A 17,120-nucleotide genomic window follows, 5' to 3' on the forward strand; every position below is an offset into this window, starting at 1 on the left:
GTAGCTAACAGCAGGCAAGGTCATGACAGCCGTGCCTATGCCACAATCGCTGAGCCGAAGTTAATGTGACAAGCCCCAACATTTGAATATGGCGACGACTTGCTTAACGGGGTTAATGTGGCGGCAGAGTCGGGGCTGTGCGCCGACCACCTTATTGGCTTCGCGAATGGCTGCAGATTTGTGGCGGCTCAACACCGGATCAGATCGGAACCGATTAGTGGCTAGAGACAAGTTGGATCGCGTCGATCGGTACCTTCTAGTAACACTCAAGACCCTTTTGGCTGAAAAAAGCATATCGCGTGCGGCGGAGATACTTGAGCAAAGCCCGCCAGCAATTAGTTTGGCACTGCGTAAACTGCGCGAATTGTTGAAGGATCCCCTACTTGTCCGCAGCGGATCAAAAATGGTGCTCACGGAACGGGGGGAGCGACTGCTTCAACCTGTAATCGAGGCACTTGACGGCATCGATCGCGTTTTCCTCGAGGAGGGGCCTTTCGATCCTTCCACCGCAGCGCTCACGCTGAATGTTGCCTCGGCAAACAGCTTGGCAGCCCTTTTTCTTCCGCCTTTGATCGAACGGGTGAGGCGAGAAGCGCCAAATGTCAATCTTGTCGTCCGCACGATTGATCCCCAGTTTGATTACGAAAAAGCGCTCGGCGACGGAACGCTCGATCTGGTGATTGGCGATTGGCCTCATCCTCCTCAGGCTTTGCGCATTTCGCCACTACTTGAAAATGAGATATGCTGCATGATGCGGGCGGATCATCCGGAGGCTAAGCCGGAAGGGATAACATTGCAGACCTATCTTCAGCTGAACCACCTTTCGCCGACCTCTACCTCTGCGACCTATCTTGGCCCGATCGGAGCGAGGCTTGCGGAATTGGGTCTGAAACGACGCATCGCCGTCGCGGTTCCGGAGTTCAATATGATCCCGTTTTTGCTGCTTCGCAGTGACCTGGTGTTTACGTCAGCTCGCTGCTTCTGCGAATTCTGGGCAAGGGTGGCACCGCTGACCGTTGTTCCAGCACCTGACATATTTCAGCCAATACGCTTTTACCTGCTTTGGCATGATCGCGTCCACATGAGCACACATGGACAGTGGCTCAGGTCGATTTTGCAATCGCTTGCCCGTACCTTCGTTACATCAGGGCCAGACACCGCCGAACCTATTGGAGATTATGCGATTCAATAAAGACTCATTATCTTCTTTATCTATTTCGTAATGGTCGCAACCATGTTTCCGTCCGACTTGTGAATGTCCATTCGAGGGAGGAAGTGATGGATAAGGCACGTGGAAATATCGGGCGCCGTTCGGTGCTTATTGCAATGGGCGCGGGTATTGGCGCGTCGCTTTTGCCTATCAAGCTAAGAGCTGAAGAAGGAAAACGGATCGCTCTGGTCATGACCGGATCGATTTCCGACGGAGGTTGGAACCAGCTTGCGTTTGAAGGTCTCTCCGATCTCAAGCAGGAAGGCTTCGAAACCGCCTATGTGGAGAACGTCACTCAGGCGCGTATCCCGGAGGTCGTCAGAGGGTATGCTGATGACGGTTACAAGCTGATCATCGGGCATGGGTTCGAGTTCGGTAGCGCTTTCACGGAGATTGCCCCGGACTATCCCGAGACAAATTTCTTCGCCACGACGTTCCAGTCGGATGCCGAAGCAGTTCCAAATCTGGAATTCATCAATCTTGCCTATCTTGAAGCCGCTTATGCCGCCGGCACGCTGGCTGCCCTGGTTTCGGAAAAGAAGAAGGCGGTCGGATTTGTTGGCGGCGGTGACAACCCGACACAACAGGCGATGAACAAGGCTTTCATCGGTGGCGCCGAAAAGGCCGTCGAGGGTCTGAAGGGTCTAGGGGTTGTCACCGGCGATTACAACAATCCGGCCAAGGGCAAGGAAGCCGCGCTGACCATGATCGGCAACGGCGCCGATGTGATCTGGCACGCTGCCGATGTTACCGGTCTGGGAGCGTTGCAAGGCGCATCCGCGGCTGGTGCCAGAGTGATCGGCTGCTATGCCAACCAGACGGCGCTGGCCCCCGAAGCGATGGCTACAAGTTTTGTCATGAATCTCCGCTGGATGGTCAATGAGCTTGGCCATAGCGTAGCTGCCGGAACATTTGCCGGCGGGACGGAATGGAGCCCCACTGTCAAACAGCTTTGGGTTCCTACCTATGGGACAGGCAGCCCGATAACCGAGTTCAACTCCAAACTGGTCGACGATCAGGCGAGAGAGAAGTTCACGGCGGTCTTCGAGGACCTTGCCGCAGGCAAGATCAACCTGAACCAATACCGATAGCCCCTTCGGGGCTATCCCTTTCACTTTCTAATGTGAGGTATCATGCTGATCCATCAGTTGATTGCCGACGGGGCGTCCCGTCGGCCGGACCGTGTTGCGTTCAATTGGGTTGATCGCAATCGGGCCTTGACCTACGCCGAGGCCGCTTCTGCAATCGACGCCGCCGCAGGTGCATTGCATCATCTCGGCGTCCGCAAGGGCGATCGCGTTACGATCTTTGCCCACAACGGGCTCGACTATCTGGTGGCGATGTTTGGCTGCTTTCGGATCGGTGCGGTTGCGGCTCTGGTCAATGTCAAGTTTGCCGGCGAACTGGCTTACTATCTGGCCAATCACAAGCCGACTGTGATTGTCTATACGCACGATATGCGTGACGCAGTAGTCCAAGCTTGCAAAGCCGTCGATACGGTCAGGCATCTGGTTTGCATGGATGGAGAGCAGGAAGGCGCGCGTTCCTGGCCCGAATTGATGAAGGCGGCCTTTCCGGCGCCGGCCGATCCGTCGGACGAGGACGCGATCGCGCATCTTTCCTACACTTCGGGCACGTCCGGGCAACCAAAAGGCGCCTGCCTGCCGCATGAGCCGGTAGTGCGCGCCACGCGATGCATTGCGGAACGACTGGCGATTTCGTCTGATGATGTTTCTTTTGGACCCACCGCCTTGTCCAGTTCTTACCAGCTCGTAAGCAATATTCTTCCGCTCCTGCACCATCAGTGCACCGTCAATGTCCTCCGTTTCTGGGAGCAGAAATCCGGATATGATGCGCTTGAGGCCGCTGGCGCGAGCATCTTTGCTGCCAATCCAACCTTCCTGGCCGAAGTGCTTGAGGAAAGCCGCAGTCGTGGGCGCACTCCTCCCCGACTGCGCCTGGGACTTTCGGGCGGCGGACCGGTGCCCCCGACGCTGAAGAAGGGTTGGCGAGACGATCTGAACCTGCCTTTGGTCGAAAGCTATGGTCAGAGCGAACTTGGTGGCTTTGTGGCACTGGGGGGAATAGACCTGCCATCAAACGCAAGAATGGGCGCCATCGGCCGGACCTTGCCTGACAAGGAAGTCAGGATATTCAATCATGACGATCAGGAAGTTAAGCCAGGCGACGTCGGCGAGATCGTATTGAGAGGCGGCTTCATGAAAGGCTACTGGGATATGCCCGAGAAAACAGCAGAGGCATTACGCAATGACTGGCTTCACACTGGCGACCTTGGGTTCCTGGACTCCGAAGGTTATCTGACGTTGCGTGGGCGACGGTCCGAGTTGATCGTAGTGGATGGCGAATCGTGGTTCCCTCGCGACGTTGAAGAAGCGTTGATGTTGGAACCCGGTGTGTCCCAGGCCGCTCTGATAGGGATTCCCGATGACACCTGCGGACAAAGGCCCGCAGCGTTCCTCGTCTCCGCCCCAGATGCAAAAGTGGACCCGGAAAAACTGCGCTTGTCAGCTGCCGAAAATTGCGGACGCGATCTGGCGCAAATGACGATCACCTTCCTGGACGCGCTTCCGATGACACCGACAGGAAAAATATCAAAGGCGCAGCTGGCTGAATTGGCCTTGGGGGGCGGCAATGGTGGAACGTAACCTCGCCCGCATGACCTGGATGGAAATCCGGGACATGGGAAAGATCGAAGGGGCGGTTGTCGTCCCTTTCGGCTCACTGGAGCAGCACGGTCCGCATATGTCCATCGACACGGACCTCTATTTTGCCGATCGTTTCCTTCATCTTGCGCTGGACCAGCTTCCTGAAAGCGTTGCATGTTGGCGGTTGCCGATCTTTCCGATCACACGCAGCGTAGAGCATGTAGGGTTTCCCGGCTCGTTGTGGCTAACCAGCGAAACCCTACTCAAGGTCATTGAGGAAATCACCGCCGGCATAGCCGCTTCCGGCTTCCGGCGCGTCGTGTTCCTGAACTGCCATGGCGGCAACATGGCCATCCTTGAGGTCGCAGCTCGCGATGTCAGGATAAGGACCGGGATGATGGCCTTCACGCTTTTCCCGCCGGCGTTGCAGCCGGACCCGGTGGAGGTGAGCGAACGCGAGCGTGTTTTCGGTATTCACGCAAATGACTGGGAAACAAGTGTGATGATGGCGCTTTCCCCCGAACGGGTTCGCCCTGATCTGTTGAACGTTGCCTATCCGCAATTTGAATCCGAGACGCTGAGGCTGGAGTTTTCCGCCGCAAACGTGGCGTGGGCATCTCGCGATCTGACCAGTTCGGGAACCTTCGGCGATGCGCGACAAGCAACGCCGGAGCGTGGATGGCAGCGGATTGATCCAATGATCAAGAAGCTGGTTGCCGTACTGACTGAAATTAGCACCTTCGAAATGCCCACCCCTGCGCAATAGACTGCCGCACGGGCCGACGGCTGTAGGAGTCACAGCATGCGACCGGCAGTAGAGCTACGAGGCATAACCAAGCGTTTTCCGGGCGTATTGGCAAACGATAAGGCCAATCTTCTGGTTGAGAAGGGCGAAGTCCACGCCCTTCTTGGAGAGAATGGGGCGGGCAAGAGCACCCTCATGCACATCCTTTACGGCTCTTACCAGCCGGATGAAGGTGAGATCGTGCTTGACGGGCAGCAGGTTCGGTTTGCCAGCCAACGCGAGGCGATCAAGCACGATATCGGCATGATCCACCAGGATTTCATGTTGGTTCGTCCATTCACGGTTGTCGAAAACGTCGTGCTCGGATTGCGAGACGAACGGGGCGGCATTCTCGATCTTGCCAGTGCAGCTTCGCGCATAAAGGAACTTTCGGACCGTCACGGACTAAACGTCGATCCGTGGGCGAAGGTGGAGCACCTTCCGGTTGGGGTCCAGCAACGCGTGGAGATAATCAAGCTTCTCTATCGCGATGCCCGAATCCTTATTCTAGACGAGCCGACCGCCGTGCTTACACCTCAAGAGACCGGCAAGCTCCTTTCTACCTTGCGCTCGCTCGCGTCAGAGGGCCGTTCGGTGATTATCGTTACGCACAAGCTGCACGAGATCATCGAGGTGGCGGATCGGATCACCATCATGCGCGATGGCCGGACCGTCGCGACAGTAGACAAGAAGATTACGACGGAAGCGGCGCTGGCCCGCATGATGGTTGGGCGAGACGTTGCTCTAAAGGTTCAGCGCTCACCGTTGCGCAAGGGTAAGCCGATCCTGCGCGTTTCCGATCTGCATGTCGCGGATGACCGGGGTACAACCGTGGTCAAGGGCATCGACCTGACCGTGCATGAAGGCGAGATTGTCGGCATTGCGGGTGTCGACGGGAACGGCCAATCGCAGTTGGTGGAAGGCCTGATGGGGCTGCGTGCCATCCGGCAGGGCAGCGTCAAGTTGGAGGCCGTCGAAATCGCCAATGCGTCCCCCTCCGATCGCTCGGAGAAAGGGTTGATGTATGTACCCGCAGACAGGCGCGGTGTCGGTTCGATAGCCACGCTCGACATCGAAGATAATTCAATCCTTGGCAGTCAGCGCCAATTCTCCGGCGTGGGGTCGCTGTTTCGTGACTGGTCAAAATCGCACGGCCACGCCCAGACCCTGATCTCCCGTTTCGGCGTGCGGACGCCAGGTACTCGATTTCCCGCCGGCAAGCTGTCGGGAGGGAACCTGCAAAAGCTCATTCTGGGCCGCGAAATCATGCGTGACCCCCGAATGTTGATTGTCGAGCAACCCACGCGAGGCCTGGACGTCGGGGCGATCGAAGTTATCTGGTCAGAGCTCCTGGCCGCTCGCGAAAAGGGCAAGGGTATCCTTCTCATCTCCGCGGAACTTGAGGAAATCCGAAACCTGGCGGACCGAATTCTGGTGATGTACGGCGGCCGGTTCATGGGCGAATTGCGCTCGGAAGATGCGGCAGACGAAGTCATCGGATTGATGATGGCAGGCGTTCCCGCGTCAGACGCTCAGAAGGTGGCCCATGTGGATCATGTTTGAACGAAGGCTTGCTCCGACGGAGTCGCCGTGGACAATCGCGATCATGACGTTCGGATCGATCGCGCTGGCCTTCCTGATCGGCGCGATCCTTTTCCTGCCCTTCGTCCCCAACCCGATAGAAGCTTATGCCTCGCTGTTCGAGGCAAGCCTGGGCAGCATGCACGGACTGGGCATTACACTGAACCGCGCTGCCCCTTTGATCCTTATTGCTCTCGGCACCTGTGTGGCCTGGCGGGCAGGATTCGGTTACCTTGGCTTTGAGGGGTGCCTTACGCTTGGCGCTGCAGCCTCGGCTTGGTTTGCACTGCTCGCCCTGGATGGTGGTTTGGCATTCGTTCCCACCATTCTTTTGTTTGCCATTGCGATCTGTCTGAGTTTTGCAGTTGGCGGAGCTTGGGCGGGAGGCGTCGGCCTGCTCAGGAGCAGGTTCGGTGGCAATGAAGTGCTCATATCGCTTATGGCGAACTACATCGCTGCTTTCATCGTCCAGTATCTGGTGTCAGGGCCGATGCGCGCCCCTGGCAGTTTGCCGCAGACGCCAAGACTACCGGCGGAAACCTGGCTCCCAGGAATTATTCCGGAAACGCGAGCGCATGCGGGTATCCTCATCGCCTTGGCCGCCGCAGGGCTGGTGTGGCTCCTTATGAGCCGGATGCGGCTTGGCTACGAGCTTATCGTAACCGGGCTCAATCCTTTTGCGGCCCGGTATGGTGGCATCAATGTAGAGCGCCGCTATGTACTTGCCGCGTTTCTGGCAGGTGGGCTTGGGGCGTTGGCCGGGCTGGTCGAAGTTCTCGGGACGCAGCACCGCCTTCTGGACGGGTTGAGTGGCGGGATTGGGTTCATCGGTATCGTCGTTGCTCTGTTGGCCAAACTCAATCCGCTTGCAGTTGTGCCGACCGCCATTCTTTACGCCGCCCTGTCAGTCGGGGCTGACGCTATCCAGAGAAGCACTGGCGCGCCTTCCTCGATCATCTTCATACTCCAGAGCCTGATCGTGCTCTTCGTCATGGCCAGCGACTTCCTGCGCTATTGGACAATAAGGCTGCCTTTCAAGTCCTCGGGCAGTGAAAGCGGGAGGGTCTAGGGTGTTTGACGATTTTGTTGTCAGCTCATTCCTCGTCACCTGGCTCGCAGCAAGCGTGCGCTTGGCTGGTCCCTTGCTTCTGACCGCGTTGGGAGAAATCTTTGCCGAGCGTTCCGGGGTCCTGAACGTCGGCATCGAAGGTACAATCCTGATTGGCGCTCTGGCCGCTTATCTGGTCACCTATCAGTCGGGAACACCTTGGACCGGCTTCGCAGCGGCCATTCTTGCAGGTTTTTTGGCCAACCTTCTTCTTGCGTGGATGTATGTCACCGTGCGAGCCAACCAGGTCGTCGTCGGCATCGTCTTCAATATACTGGCGTTGGGTGCAGCAAGTTATGGGTACCGGTTGGCGCTCGGCTCGGCCAGTAATCCTGAACTGATACCCATGATCGGCTCCGTCAACATCCTCTACCTGTCGTCCATACCGTATCTTGGGCCAATCCTGTTTTCGCAGTCCGTTCTGCTTTACGTTACGATTGCCGCAGTCCTGGTGGGCGAGTTTGTTCTGTTCAAGACACGCTTCGGCCTTAACGTCAGAGCTGTAGGTGAGAATCCACATGCGGCGGCGAACGCGGGCATCTCGGTATCGCGTATTCGCTATGCAGGTGTCCTGTTGTCGGGTGCGGGCGCTGGTGCGGCTGGTGGTTATCTCGTTCTCGCCCAGATAGGACTCTTCAGAGACACCATCGTCGTAGGCCAAGGTTTTATCGCACTGGCCATCGTCATTTTTGGGCGCTGGCGACCGGTTTACGCCGCCTTTGCTGCGCTGGCTTTCGGCGCCGCGGACGCTCTTCAGCTTTCGCTGCAGCTATTTTCCTTTGATCTTCCTCCACAGCTTCTGCTGTCGCTTCCCTATGTGCTGACGATCATCGCCGTCTCGGGCCTTATCGGACGGGCCGCACAGCCTGCCGCCCTTATGGAGCCATATCGACCGAACTGATTTTCGCTGGACGTTCTACGGAAGCGCCAACTTGTGATCGAATTTGTGAGGGGCTGATGGTCCGGATATTACACAATGCCTTGATCGTCACGATGAATGAAAACCGCGACGTGCTCGAAAGGGCGAGCCTGTGCGTCGAGGCGGACCGTATCCTTGATGTCGGTAACGCGTGTGACTTGCATTCTCGACACCGTGGCGCAGAGGTCATCGACTGCACCGGGAAACTCATCATTCCCGGCATGGTCAACACCCACACCCACCTCTTTCAGACCTTGCTGAAGGGGCTGGGCGACGACATGGAACTCAAGAAGTGGTTCGCCTGCATGACCGGGCCGGCCGCTGTCCATCTCACTCGCGACGACATCCTTGTCGCCGCGCAGCACGGTTGCGTCGAATCCATCCGCTCAGGCGTGACGACGCTGGTGGACTTTCAATATGTGCACGTCCAACCCGGAATGACCGACGCTGTCGTCGAAGCGTTTGAGCAAACGGGAATGCGGGGTTTCGTCTGCCGAGGGTTCATGACGAGTGGCGCCGAATTCGGCGCGCCGGTGGAACTGATCGAGGATATCGAAGTCGTCATGGCTGACGTTCGGGCTGCGGTACGCAGGCACAACAGGCCTGGAGGCCGCGTTCAGGTCGGGATCGCGCCATGCATGGTGTGGACCGTTGATCGCGAGGCTTATCGCAAGACACGCGAATTAGCGGATGCTGAGAACATCCTGATTACCACCCATCTTTCCGAAACGGATTTCGAGATCACGCGCGCGCGCGCCGATTACGACTGCACAGATACGCAGATGTTGAGCGAACTGGGTTTCTGGGGCCCAGATGTGCTGGCTGTCCATTGCGTAAACTGCAACAGCCACGACATTCGGACCCTCAAATATCATGGGGTCAAGATATCGCATAACCCATGCAGTAATCTCTACCTGGCCTCCGGCATAGCACCGATTCCGGAGATGCTGGCGGCTGGGCTGACCGTGGGTCTGGGGTCTGACGGTCCGGCGAGCAGCAACAACCACAGCCTGTTCCAAGCGATGAAATTTGCTGCGTTGGTACAGAAAGGCGTTCACCGCGACGCGACCATCATGACCGCCGAAAAGGCGCTCGAAATGGCGACGATCGAAGGCGCCCGAGCTGTTCGGCTCGAGAGCGAGATCGGGTCGATAGAGATTGGGAAAAAGGCCGACGTGGTTGTGATCGACATCGACAGCGCGTGGTTGACACCCTTCCACAATGCGCCTTCGGCGCTTGTCTATTCTGCACTGGGGCACGAAGTCTCGACCGTTATGATCGACGGCCGATTCGTGATGAGAGACAGGCAAGTGCTGACTGTCGATGAAACGCAAACAAGGCAGTCGGTCCAGAAGGCAGCAGACGAGTTGAGCCAACGCGCATCCATCTCGCATTTAAGAAAGAGGCCGTGGCGTTCAGTAGCGACCTGATATGCCGCCATGCCACCTGCCTAATTAATCGCTGCCGTCGGTAGTGGCTCAGGCGCGGGCGAGCCCTCAAAGCCGTTGGTATTACTTCCTTGCCTCGTGGAAACGCCTGAGGAAATTACGGGTCCTTTCTTCTTCGGGATGCAGGAGCACGGCATCCGCCTTCCCTTGTTCGACGATTTTGCCGTCGTCGAGGAAGAACACCCGATGGGCGATTTCGCGCGCGAACTCCAGTTCATGCGTGGCAATGATCATCGTCATGCCGTCGCTGGACAGTTCCCGCATGACATCGAGAACCTCACCCGCCAGCTCGGGATCAAGCGAGGATGTCGGCTCGTCGAAAAGCAGAGCCACGGGCCGCAGCGCCAACGCCCTGGCGATGCCCACGCGCTGGCGCTGTCCGCCGGAAAGCTCGGAAGGATATGCCAGTTCACGGCCCGCCAGTCCGACCCGTGCCAGGTTCTTGATCGAGCGCTCCAGCGCCTCGTCCTTGCCGACGCCCAGCCCCTCCGTAAGGCCGACCATAATGTTTTCGACCGCCGTCAAGTGCGGGAACAGGTTAAAATGCTGGAACACCATACCAATGCTGCGGCGGATTTTCAGCAGATTGTGCCGCGAAGCCGCGCCGGTCGCGCCGAAGACGGGCACCCCGCCCACTGTTATGGTGCCTGAATTCGGCGTCTCCAGAAGATTGATGCAGCGCAGCAGTGTGCTCTTGCCGGCGCCGCTGGGGCCGATCAGGCAATAGATCGAGCCGCGCGGTACGGAAAGGTCTATGCCGCGCAGCACCTCGGTCTTCCCATAGGATTTGCGCAGTCCGGTTATCTCGACGACTAGGCCGTGTTCCTGCCGGCCGTCGCCGCCGAGCGGTTGGTGCGAACCCTTCGCAAGACTTGGCTGCGCGCCGTTCATGTCCGGCCACCCTCAATGCCGGTCTTCGCCTGATAGGCGCGAACCTGCCGGAACAGTTTGCGCCTTGCCGGCGTCAGCGGAACGCCTTTCCTAAGACTTCGTTCCAGCACAAGGACGCAATACGACGTCGGATAGCAGAGCGCGAAATAGATCAGGCCGATGACGCTGTAGACTTCCAGCGACTCGAAGGTGACGGATGTCAGTATCTGCCCTTCCGTCATCAGTTCGGCGCCTGCGATGGTGACCAGCAGCGATGTGCCCTTGAGGAGATCCACGAGTAAGGTAGCGGTGCCGGGAAGAGCTAGTCGAATGGCTTGGGGCAGGACGATGCGGACCACGGTGCGCGTCGCGCTCAGGCCAACCGCTTGGGCGGCCTCCCGCTGGCCCTTGTCTATTCCGCCGATGGCAGCTCGGAATATTTCACCGATGTAGACGCCGTAGAACGTGCTGAGCGCCAGCGAGCCGGCAGCAAACGTCGTCAGCACGATCGAGAATTTCGTAAGGCCGTAATAGAGGATGAACAGCCAGGTCAGCAGCGGCAGGTTCTTGAGGGATTCGGAAAAGACGGCGGCCGGGATCGACAGTAGCGAAATTCCGGAGGTTCGGCACAGCGCCAGTACTGATGCGATGGCAATCGCCCCGATATAGCTGACCACCGTGAATTTCACCGTTTCCAGCGTGGCCCAGGCCAGGTCGCGGTAATATTCGTGCCATGGAACGTTCATGGTCGGCCAAGGTAGCTGGGAAAGATACGAAGTTATATGATCCACACGGCTACCTTTGAATAGCGGGTTCGTCGGGAGGCCTCAAGGCGAGCATAGCATCGCGCCCGCATCAGGACGTTCGTCGCCTGGCGCGAGCGATCGCCCCTTGCCGAATGTCCATCGTCAAGGCGCGGGCCGGGCCATGCGGACCGACAACTATGGGGCCAAGCCTCCCGGTACGGAGGACAAACCGCCGCATTGCCTATCCGGCGCAACAAACAGCGCATGCATGTTCGCGCCGGAGCAAGCGAGACGGCGGCCGACGTCACTTCGAGGCGGGAACCCAGTCGTCGGGGCGATCCACGCCGACCCGGTCGCGGACATTGGCACTGGGGGTCATCCAGGTATCCGTGTTTTCCACGCCCCATTTCGTCAGCAGCTTAGCCGTCGTGCCATCCTTGTAAAGTCCTCGAATGGCTTCCGTGGCCGCCTTTTCCAGGTCGCCGCTGTCCTTGCCGAGGTAAAAACCGCCCGGACGCGGGAACAGATACTTGTAGTCGGGATGTTCGACCAGTTGCGCCGCAGTCGGCGGCGTCATTGGCGCTGCCTTCAGGACGCCCGGCTTTTCCTTGGCGTAGGCAATATTCACCAGCGCATCCGTGAAGACGGCATCGACCCGCTTGGCGACGAGATCTTCCAGCATGTTGGCGGGCGTCGGGTATGTCTTCAGCGTCGTATTGGGAATCGCCTGGATCGCGGGGATATAGCTGTACCCAATTCCGGTTCCGACGGTCAGGCCCTCCAAATCCTCGATCTTGTTCACATTCCCGTCATTGCGGATCAGCACGACCTGATTGGAATAATAGGGCGAGTCCGTGAAGATGCCGGCCTTCGCACGGGCCTCGGTCCAGCCGATGGAACCGACGGCGATGTCGGCCCTATTCGTCTGCACGGCCGCCAGGATTCCCGCGAAATCGGAAACCCGGGTTTCCACCTTGAGGCCCAGTCGGTCCGCCACGGCTGTCACCAGGTCGCCATCCAGCCCGGTAAGCTTGTCGTCGATCATTCCCGAATAGGGCATGTACGACGCGATCGCCACGGTGAGCACGCCGGGCTTGACGGTTTTGAGGGTGCTTTCCGCGGCGCTTGCCTTCATGCCAAGCGGGGTCATGGCGGCGAGCATGCAGAATGCGGCTGTGGCGAGGAGGCGTCTTCTGTTGGCACTGTCGATAGTTTTCATGTCGTTCTCCATCTAGAGTTCTAGGAAAGCTCTCTGGACCTCGCCTTGCGACTTGCACGAAAGCGCCAGGGCCAGTCTCAGCCGTGCCCGGTGAGGATCGAGCTGTGCCGCACCGATAAGTCCCTGCTCCAGCAGTTCGTGGGAGGTGCCCGTGAGGCCGGGAAATCCCGCCTTGATCCGCCCCGGCCGGGAGCGAGATGTTAGAACGACGGGTCGGCCCCTCTTGACAATCTCCACCAGGGCGGCTGCGGTTTCGGGAGGCACGTCGCCGGAGGCGTAGGCCTCGATCACCAGACCGTCGAACTCGCCGGCGTGAAGGCATCGGGCGTGCCATTTGCCGGAACCTATGCCCACCGGCAGGATCGGAACGGCCGGCATGACCGCGTCCAGCACCGCCTGCGGCCCGATTTTCCAGGGCGCGAGGTGTTGCGTCCATTCCATCGGCCGGAAGTGCCAGTTCTGGTCCCACACCTTCTCCAGCGAGGAACCTTCAATGATCCGGGCGTCGCCCCAGCACAGGGCGATGCCCGGAGATTCAGCCGCCAGCCAGCCAAGAGCGTCGTCAAGACCGTCCGGCCTTGGATTGGACGGGGATGCCGTCCGCATCGCGACCATGACGACGATGCGCGCCGCAGCCGGCCGCACCATGTCCAGAAAATAGATCAGGTCCTCGACGGAATCCGTTCCGGTGAGCACCAGGAATTTTCGTTCGCCCGACGCATCGGCCGCCACCAGTTCCTGTCTCAACCGCAGGAGATGGGGCCATTCGAGCGCATAACTCTGAACCGGGTCGATCTCCTTCAGGCGAAGCACGTCGGACCCAAGCACCTGAGACCCGGACAACGTTACGGGAGCCTCATTTATGTAACTCAGCGCAATCGTTCCGCCGAGATTCAATGCAAGGACCACGTCCACCTCCGCGAACTCTTCTGAACTGGCAGCTAGTAATACCCATTTCTATAGACTTATATTTCGATAATTCTCCAAAAAATCGAACCTATGGTACAAAACTAATTACAAGGTTCTCCATAAGGATTGTATATACTTCCTTTTGGAAGACGATAGCGTAAGTCTGTTTGTCGCTAGTATGAAAGTCAAATGAATAATAATACGTCGTCCATACCCTGCAGTTATATTCGTCCGAGCGCATAACCCGCGGCACGAAGCACCAGGCGCGGCAATCGGCGACGATTCCAACCGGCCTTCGAGGCACTCCGGCGGGAAGGATGGCGAGACGGGACATTCGGGCCCGTTGAAACACGGAGCGGCCCATGCCCGGATTCGGTAATGTGGCCAAGTATGACTGTAGGTTATGCGCTAGCCAATTTTTGATATTTGACATTCACGGTCCGGCTGAGGCCAATTCGTGCGCGGCATCTCATCCCTTGCCTTGAGCCAATGCGGCTGGACGAAACTCTATCCGTTAAGGAGCCACGGTGGCTGACGTATTGGCGAACTCTGAATCGGCGCTCTCCGACCTGCGCGTCTTGGAAATGGGCTCGATGCTGGCCGGGCCATTCGTCGGCACGCTGCTTGCGGACTTCGGCGCCAGGGTCGTCAAGGTCGAGAAGCCCGGAAGCCCGGACGCCTTGAGGGAATGGCCGCCGCACAAGGACGGTGTGTCGCTGTGGTGGAAGACCATGGCCCGCAACAAGCACGTCGTCACGCTCGACATATCGCGCCCGGAGGCCCATGAGCTTACGCTGAAATTGATCGCCGAAAGCGACATCGTCATCGAGAACTTTCGGCCAGGCACCCTCGAACGCTGGGGCTTCTCGCCCGCCGAGCTCCGCGAGAAATTCCCGCGCATCGTCTGGGTGCGGGTGAGCGGATGGGGCCAGACCGGCCCGAACAGCCGACAGGGCGGCTATGCGACCATTGCCGAGGCGTTTTCCGGCCTGGCGTCTTTCACCGGTCATCCCGACAAGGGGCCGATGGTCTCCGCCTTTCCGATGGGAGACTACATGGCTGGCGTGTTCGGCGCCTTCGGCGCGCTCGCGGCCCTCCATCACCGCGATCGTTTGGGTCAGGGACAGATCGTGGATGTGGCGCTTTACGAACCGCTCCTGCGGATCATCGAATCCGTCATCGTTCGCTTCGATCAGACCGGGCAGAAGAAGCCGCTGCTGGGCAATCAGATGGAAGAGGACGTGCCCCGCAACGTCTATCCCACTGCGGACGGCGGCAACATCGCGATCAGCTGCGGGTCGCAACGCATCTATGACGGCCTCGTCGACGCCATGGGACGGCCCGACCTGAAGACCGATCCACGTTTCGGGTCGATGGCCGAAAGGGTCAAGAACCGCGACGCGATCGATCTCGAGGTCGCGAACTGGCTGTCGACGCAGAAGACCGACGAAGCGCTCGAAAAGCTGCTGCAGCACAAGGTCGTCGCCGGGCGCATCAACGATATCGAGGATGTGCTGGGGGACGCGCATGTGGCGGCGCGCGAAGCGATAAAGACAATCTTCGACGAGCAGCTGGGTCCGATGCGCATGCCGGCTCCGGTCCCGAAGCTCAGCGACACCCCAGGCTCGATCCGCTGGACGGGACGCGATCCGGGTGCGGCGAACGAGGAAGTCTTCGGCAACTGGCTCGGCCTGTCCAGTCAGGACCTTCATGCGCTGCGGCGCGCCAACATCATTTGAGGCAGGCATGGTCAGCGGCAACATCGGAATTTCGGGCTATGGGTCTACCGCCTACGAGAAGCGGACCACCCGCAGCCTCTTTTCCTTCCTTTCAGAGGCAGGAAAGAAGGCGCTCGATTCGGCGGGATTGAAATTCAGAGACGTCGATGGCCTTGCGATCTGCTCCTTCGAGCTTCATCCCGACAACGCCGTCACCGCGGCCGAGCAACTCGGCCTGTCGATCTCCTGGGCCTATCTGGGAACCGCGGGAAGCGCAGGGCCGGTGGCAAGCATCATCAATGCCGTCCGCGCGATCGAATCCGGACAGGCGACGACGGTGCTGTGCATAGCAGGCGACAATTACGATGTCGGCGGACATTTCAAGCTGATGGACAATTTCAGCCGCGGCCTGCGCAACTACGGCACCCCGCTCGGCTTCGGCGGCGCCAACGGGCTGTTCGGGATCATCCAGCGCAAGCACATGGAGACCTACGGCACGCGGCTGGAGGACCTCGGCCGCATCTCGGTCGACCAGCGGCGCAGCGCCGGGCAGAACGAATATGCGCTTCTGCGCGGCCCGTTAACAATCGACGACTACCTCAACGCCCGTATCATCGCCGACCCCATCCGGCTGTACGACTGCGTGCTGCCCTGCGCCGGCGCGGAAGCCGTCGTGATCACGGCGCTGGACCGGGCGCAGCCCGGCAAGGGGGTGCGCATCCTGTCGGGCTTCGAGCGACACAACCACCCGCCGATGGAGATCGCTCCGCTGCGGGGCGGATGGGAGACGTTCGCCGACAAGCTCTTCGTCACGGCCGGCTATGGGCCGGAAGAGATGGACTTCGTCCAGCTCTATGACGACTACCCGATCATGGTCGCCATTCAGCTTGAGGATCTCGGTTTCTGCAGGAAGGGCGAGGTCAGCCGATTCCTGGCGGACAACAGTTTCGCCTGGGACGGCTCGCTGCCGCTCAATACCGGCGGCGGACAATTGTCCTGCGGCCAGGCCGGCATCGCCGGCGGGCTTTTGAGCGTCACCGAAGCGGTGCGGCAATTGCGCGGCGAGGGAGGTGGGCGGCAGGTCGCCAATGCCCGGCGCGGCCTCGTCGCCGGCTATGGAATGGTCGGCTACGGGCATGGCCTTTCGGCAAGCAGTATCATCCTCGAGGCGGTGCAATGACCATGAAGCCGGAGTATCCCCGCCCCTACCGCGACGAAGACAACGGAACGTTCCTCGACGGCTGGCGCGACGGCCGGCTTTTTCTCCAGCAGGCACGGTCGGGAGGCCCCTTCTTCTTCTATCCCCGGCCGGTCTGTCCCTATACCGGCGAAACCGACCTGGTCTGGAAAGAGGTCTCCGGTCACGGCCGGCTGGTTTCCTTCTCCATCGTCATGCGTCCAAACCACCCATCCTTCAACGACGAAGTGCCTATCATCCTGGCCGAGATCGAGCTGGACGAGGGCGCGAGCCTGCTGGCCCGGATCGTCCAGGCCGACCCTGCCCTGGTCGAAAGCGGCGCCAGGGTCGAGCTGTTGCCGATGCCGGAGGCGGCGCGCTATCCCCTGCCGACCTTTCGTCTGGCAGCGTGAGCCTGGACGGTTGCGCGAATTCAGGCACGCCGACGCGTTTGCGCAGCCCGTCTCAAGCAGGAGACCATAATCGTCATGCGCATTGGAGTCGGCGGCTTTTTCCACGAGACCAACACCTTCGCGCCCGGGCTCACAGAACTCGATGACTTTGTCCATCCGGGGGACAGGCCGGGATTGAAGGCCGGCGCCGCGATCCTGGAGGATCTTGCGGGGCCCGCCTTCTCCATAGGGGCGGCGATAGAGGCGATCATCGACGCCCATCATGAACCTGTGCCGCGGCGCTGTCACGTTGTTTGTAGCAATACAGCCTGAAGCGCCGGGAGCAGATATCAGGCGAGCGTTCCGGTTACGG

Annotated in this window: 16 protein-coding genes; 12 read left to right on the forward strand and 4 right to left on the reverse strand. The window is 59.4% G+C overall.

Translation table 11 applies throughout. The features are described 5' to 3' along the window. The first annotated feature begins 232 nt into the window (after window positions 1-232). The 8 genes from AC07SZ_RS35390 (at window position 233) to AC07SZ_RS35425 (ending at window position 9,698) form a co-directional block, all read left to right on the forward strand. Window positions 233-1,192, forward strand: coding sequence for a LysR family transcriptional regulator (locus AC07SZ_RS35390; RefSeq protein ID WP_494917863.1), 960 nt, complete (start codon window positions 233-235; stop codon window positions 1,190-1,192). Window positions 1,193-1,278: 86 nt separating this feature from the next. Then, window positions 1,279-2,301 (forward strand): BMP family protein, encoded by a 1,023-nt coding sequence (locus AC07SZ_RS35395; protein WP_494917864.1) that lies wholly within the window; start codon window positions 1,279-1,281, stop codon window positions 2,299-2,301. 42 nt (window positions 2,302-2,343) lie between these two features. After that, window positions 2,344-3,876: a class I adenylate-forming enzyme family protein gene (locus tag AC07SZ_RS35400; RefSeq protein WP_494917865.1), complete on the forward strand. Its 1,533-nt coding sequence runs from the start codon at window positions 2,344-2,346 to the stop codon at window positions 3,874-3,876. After that, window positions 3,863-4,642 carry a creatininase family protein gene (locus AC07SZ_RS35405; RefSeq protein ID WP_494917866.1) on the forward strand — a complete coding sequence of 260 codons (780 nt, stop codon included), beginning with the start codon at window positions 3,863-3,865 and terminating at the stop codon, window positions 4,640-4,642. The genes AC07SZ_RS35400 and AC07SZ_RS35405 overlap by 14 nt, the downstream gene beginning before the upstream one ends. Window positions 4,643-4,678: 36 nt before the next feature. Continuing rightward, window positions 4,679-6,223, forward strand: a complete 1,545-nt coding sequence (locus AC07SZ_RS35410; protein ID WP_494917867.1) for an ABC transporter ATP-binding protein — start codon at window positions 4,679-4,681, stop codon at window positions 6,221-6,223. After that, window positions 6,207-7,310 (forward strand): ABC transporter permease, encoded by a 1,104-nt coding sequence (locus tag AC07SZ_RS35415; protein ID WP_494917868.1) that lies wholly within the window; start codon window positions 6,207-6,209, stop codon window positions 7,308-7,310. Before AC07SZ_RS35410 ends, AC07SZ_RS35415 begins: the two co-directional genes overlap by 17 nt. A 1-nt stretch (window position 7,311) precedes the next feature. Then, window positions 7,312-8,250: an ABC transporter permease gene (locus tag AC07SZ_RS35420; RefSeq protein ID WP_494917869.1), complete on the forward strand. Its 939-nt coding sequence runs from the start codon at window positions 7,312-7,314 to the stop codon at window positions 8,248-8,250. A 56-nt stretch (window positions 8,251-8,306) separates the two neighbouring features. Continuing rightward, the gene (locus AC07SZ_RS35425; protein ID WP_494917870.1) at window positions 8,307-9,698 is read left to right on the forward strand and encodes an amidohydrolase family protein; all 1,392 of its coding nucleotides are present in this window, start codon (window positions 8,307-8,309) and stop codon (window positions 9,696-9,698) included. 81 nt (window positions 9,699-9,779) lie between these two features. Here AC07SZ_RS35425 and AC07SZ_RS35430 read toward each other — a convergent pair whose 3' ends face one another. The 4 genes from AC07SZ_RS35430 to AC07SZ_RS35445 all read right to left on the reverse strand — a co-directional run bounded on the left by AC07SZ_RS35430 (window position 9,780) and on the right by AC07SZ_RS35445 (window position 13,460). Beyond that, window positions 9,780-10,607 (reverse strand): amino acid ABC transporter ATP-binding protein, encoded by an 828-nt coding sequence (locus AC07SZ_RS35430; RefSeq protein ID WP_494917871.1) that lies wholly within the window; start codon window positions 10,605-10,607, stop codon window positions 9,780-9,782. Continuing rightward, window positions 10,604-11,332: an amino acid ABC transporter permease gene (locus AC07SZ_RS35435; RefSeq protein ID WP_494917872.1), complete on the reverse strand. Its 729-nt coding sequence runs from the start codon at window positions 11,330-11,332 to the stop codon at window positions 10,604-10,606. Before AC07SZ_RS35435 ends, AC07SZ_RS35430 begins: the two co-directional genes overlap by 4 nt. Window positions 11,333-11,636: 304 nt before the next feature. Then, window positions 11,637-12,563, reverse strand: a complete 927-nt coding sequence (locus AC07SZ_RS35440; RefSeq protein ID WP_494917873.1) for a substrate-binding periplasmic protein — start codon at window positions 12,561-12,563, stop codon at window positions 11,637-11,639. Next, window positions 12,564-13,460 carry an asparaginase domain-containing protein gene (locus AC07SZ_RS35445; protein WP_494917874.1) on the reverse strand — a complete coding sequence of 299 codons (897 nt, stop codon included), beginning with the start codon at window positions 13,458-13,460 and terminating at the stop codon, window positions 12,564-12,566. A 527-nt stretch (window positions 13,461-13,987) separates the two neighbouring features. Between AC07SZ_RS35445 and AC07SZ_RS35450 the strand changes: the two genes are divergently transcribed. The 4 genes from AC07SZ_RS35450 (at window position 13,988) to AC07SZ_RS35465 (ending at window position 17,080) form a co-directional block, all read left to right on the forward strand. Beyond that, window positions 13,988-15,199, forward strand: a complete 1,212-nt coding sequence (locus AC07SZ_RS35450) for a CaiB/BaiF CoA transferase family protein (protein WP_494917875.1) — start codon at window positions 13,988-13,990, stop codon at window positions 15,197-15,199. Window positions 15,200-15,206: 7 nt separating this feature from the next. After that, entirely contained in the window at window positions 15,207-16,358 is a 1,152-nt protein-coding gene (locus tag AC07SZ_RS35455) for a thiolase family protein (protein ID WP_494917876.1), read from the forward strand. Beyond that, the gene (locus AC07SZ_RS35460) at window positions 16,355-16,768 is read left to right on the forward strand and encodes a Zn-ribbon domain-containing OB-fold protein (protein ID WP_494917877.1); all 414 of its coding nucleotides are present in this window, start codon (window positions 16,355-16,357) and stop codon (window positions 16,766-16,768) included. The genes AC07SZ_RS35455 and AC07SZ_RS35460 overlap by 4 nt, the downstream gene beginning before the upstream one ends. Before the next feature lie 75 nt (window positions 16,769-16,843). Continuing rightward, window positions 16,844-17,080 carry a M81 family metallopeptidase gene (locus AC07SZ_RS35465; protein ID WP_494917878.1) on the forward strand — a complete coding sequence of 79 codons (237 nt, stop codon included), beginning with the start codon at window positions 16,844-16,846 and terminating at the stop codon, window positions 17,078-17,080. Window positions 17,081-17,120 lie beyond the last annotated feature (40 nt).

Source organism: Mesorhizobium sp. GW821-FHT07A06, from assembly GCF_059419085.1.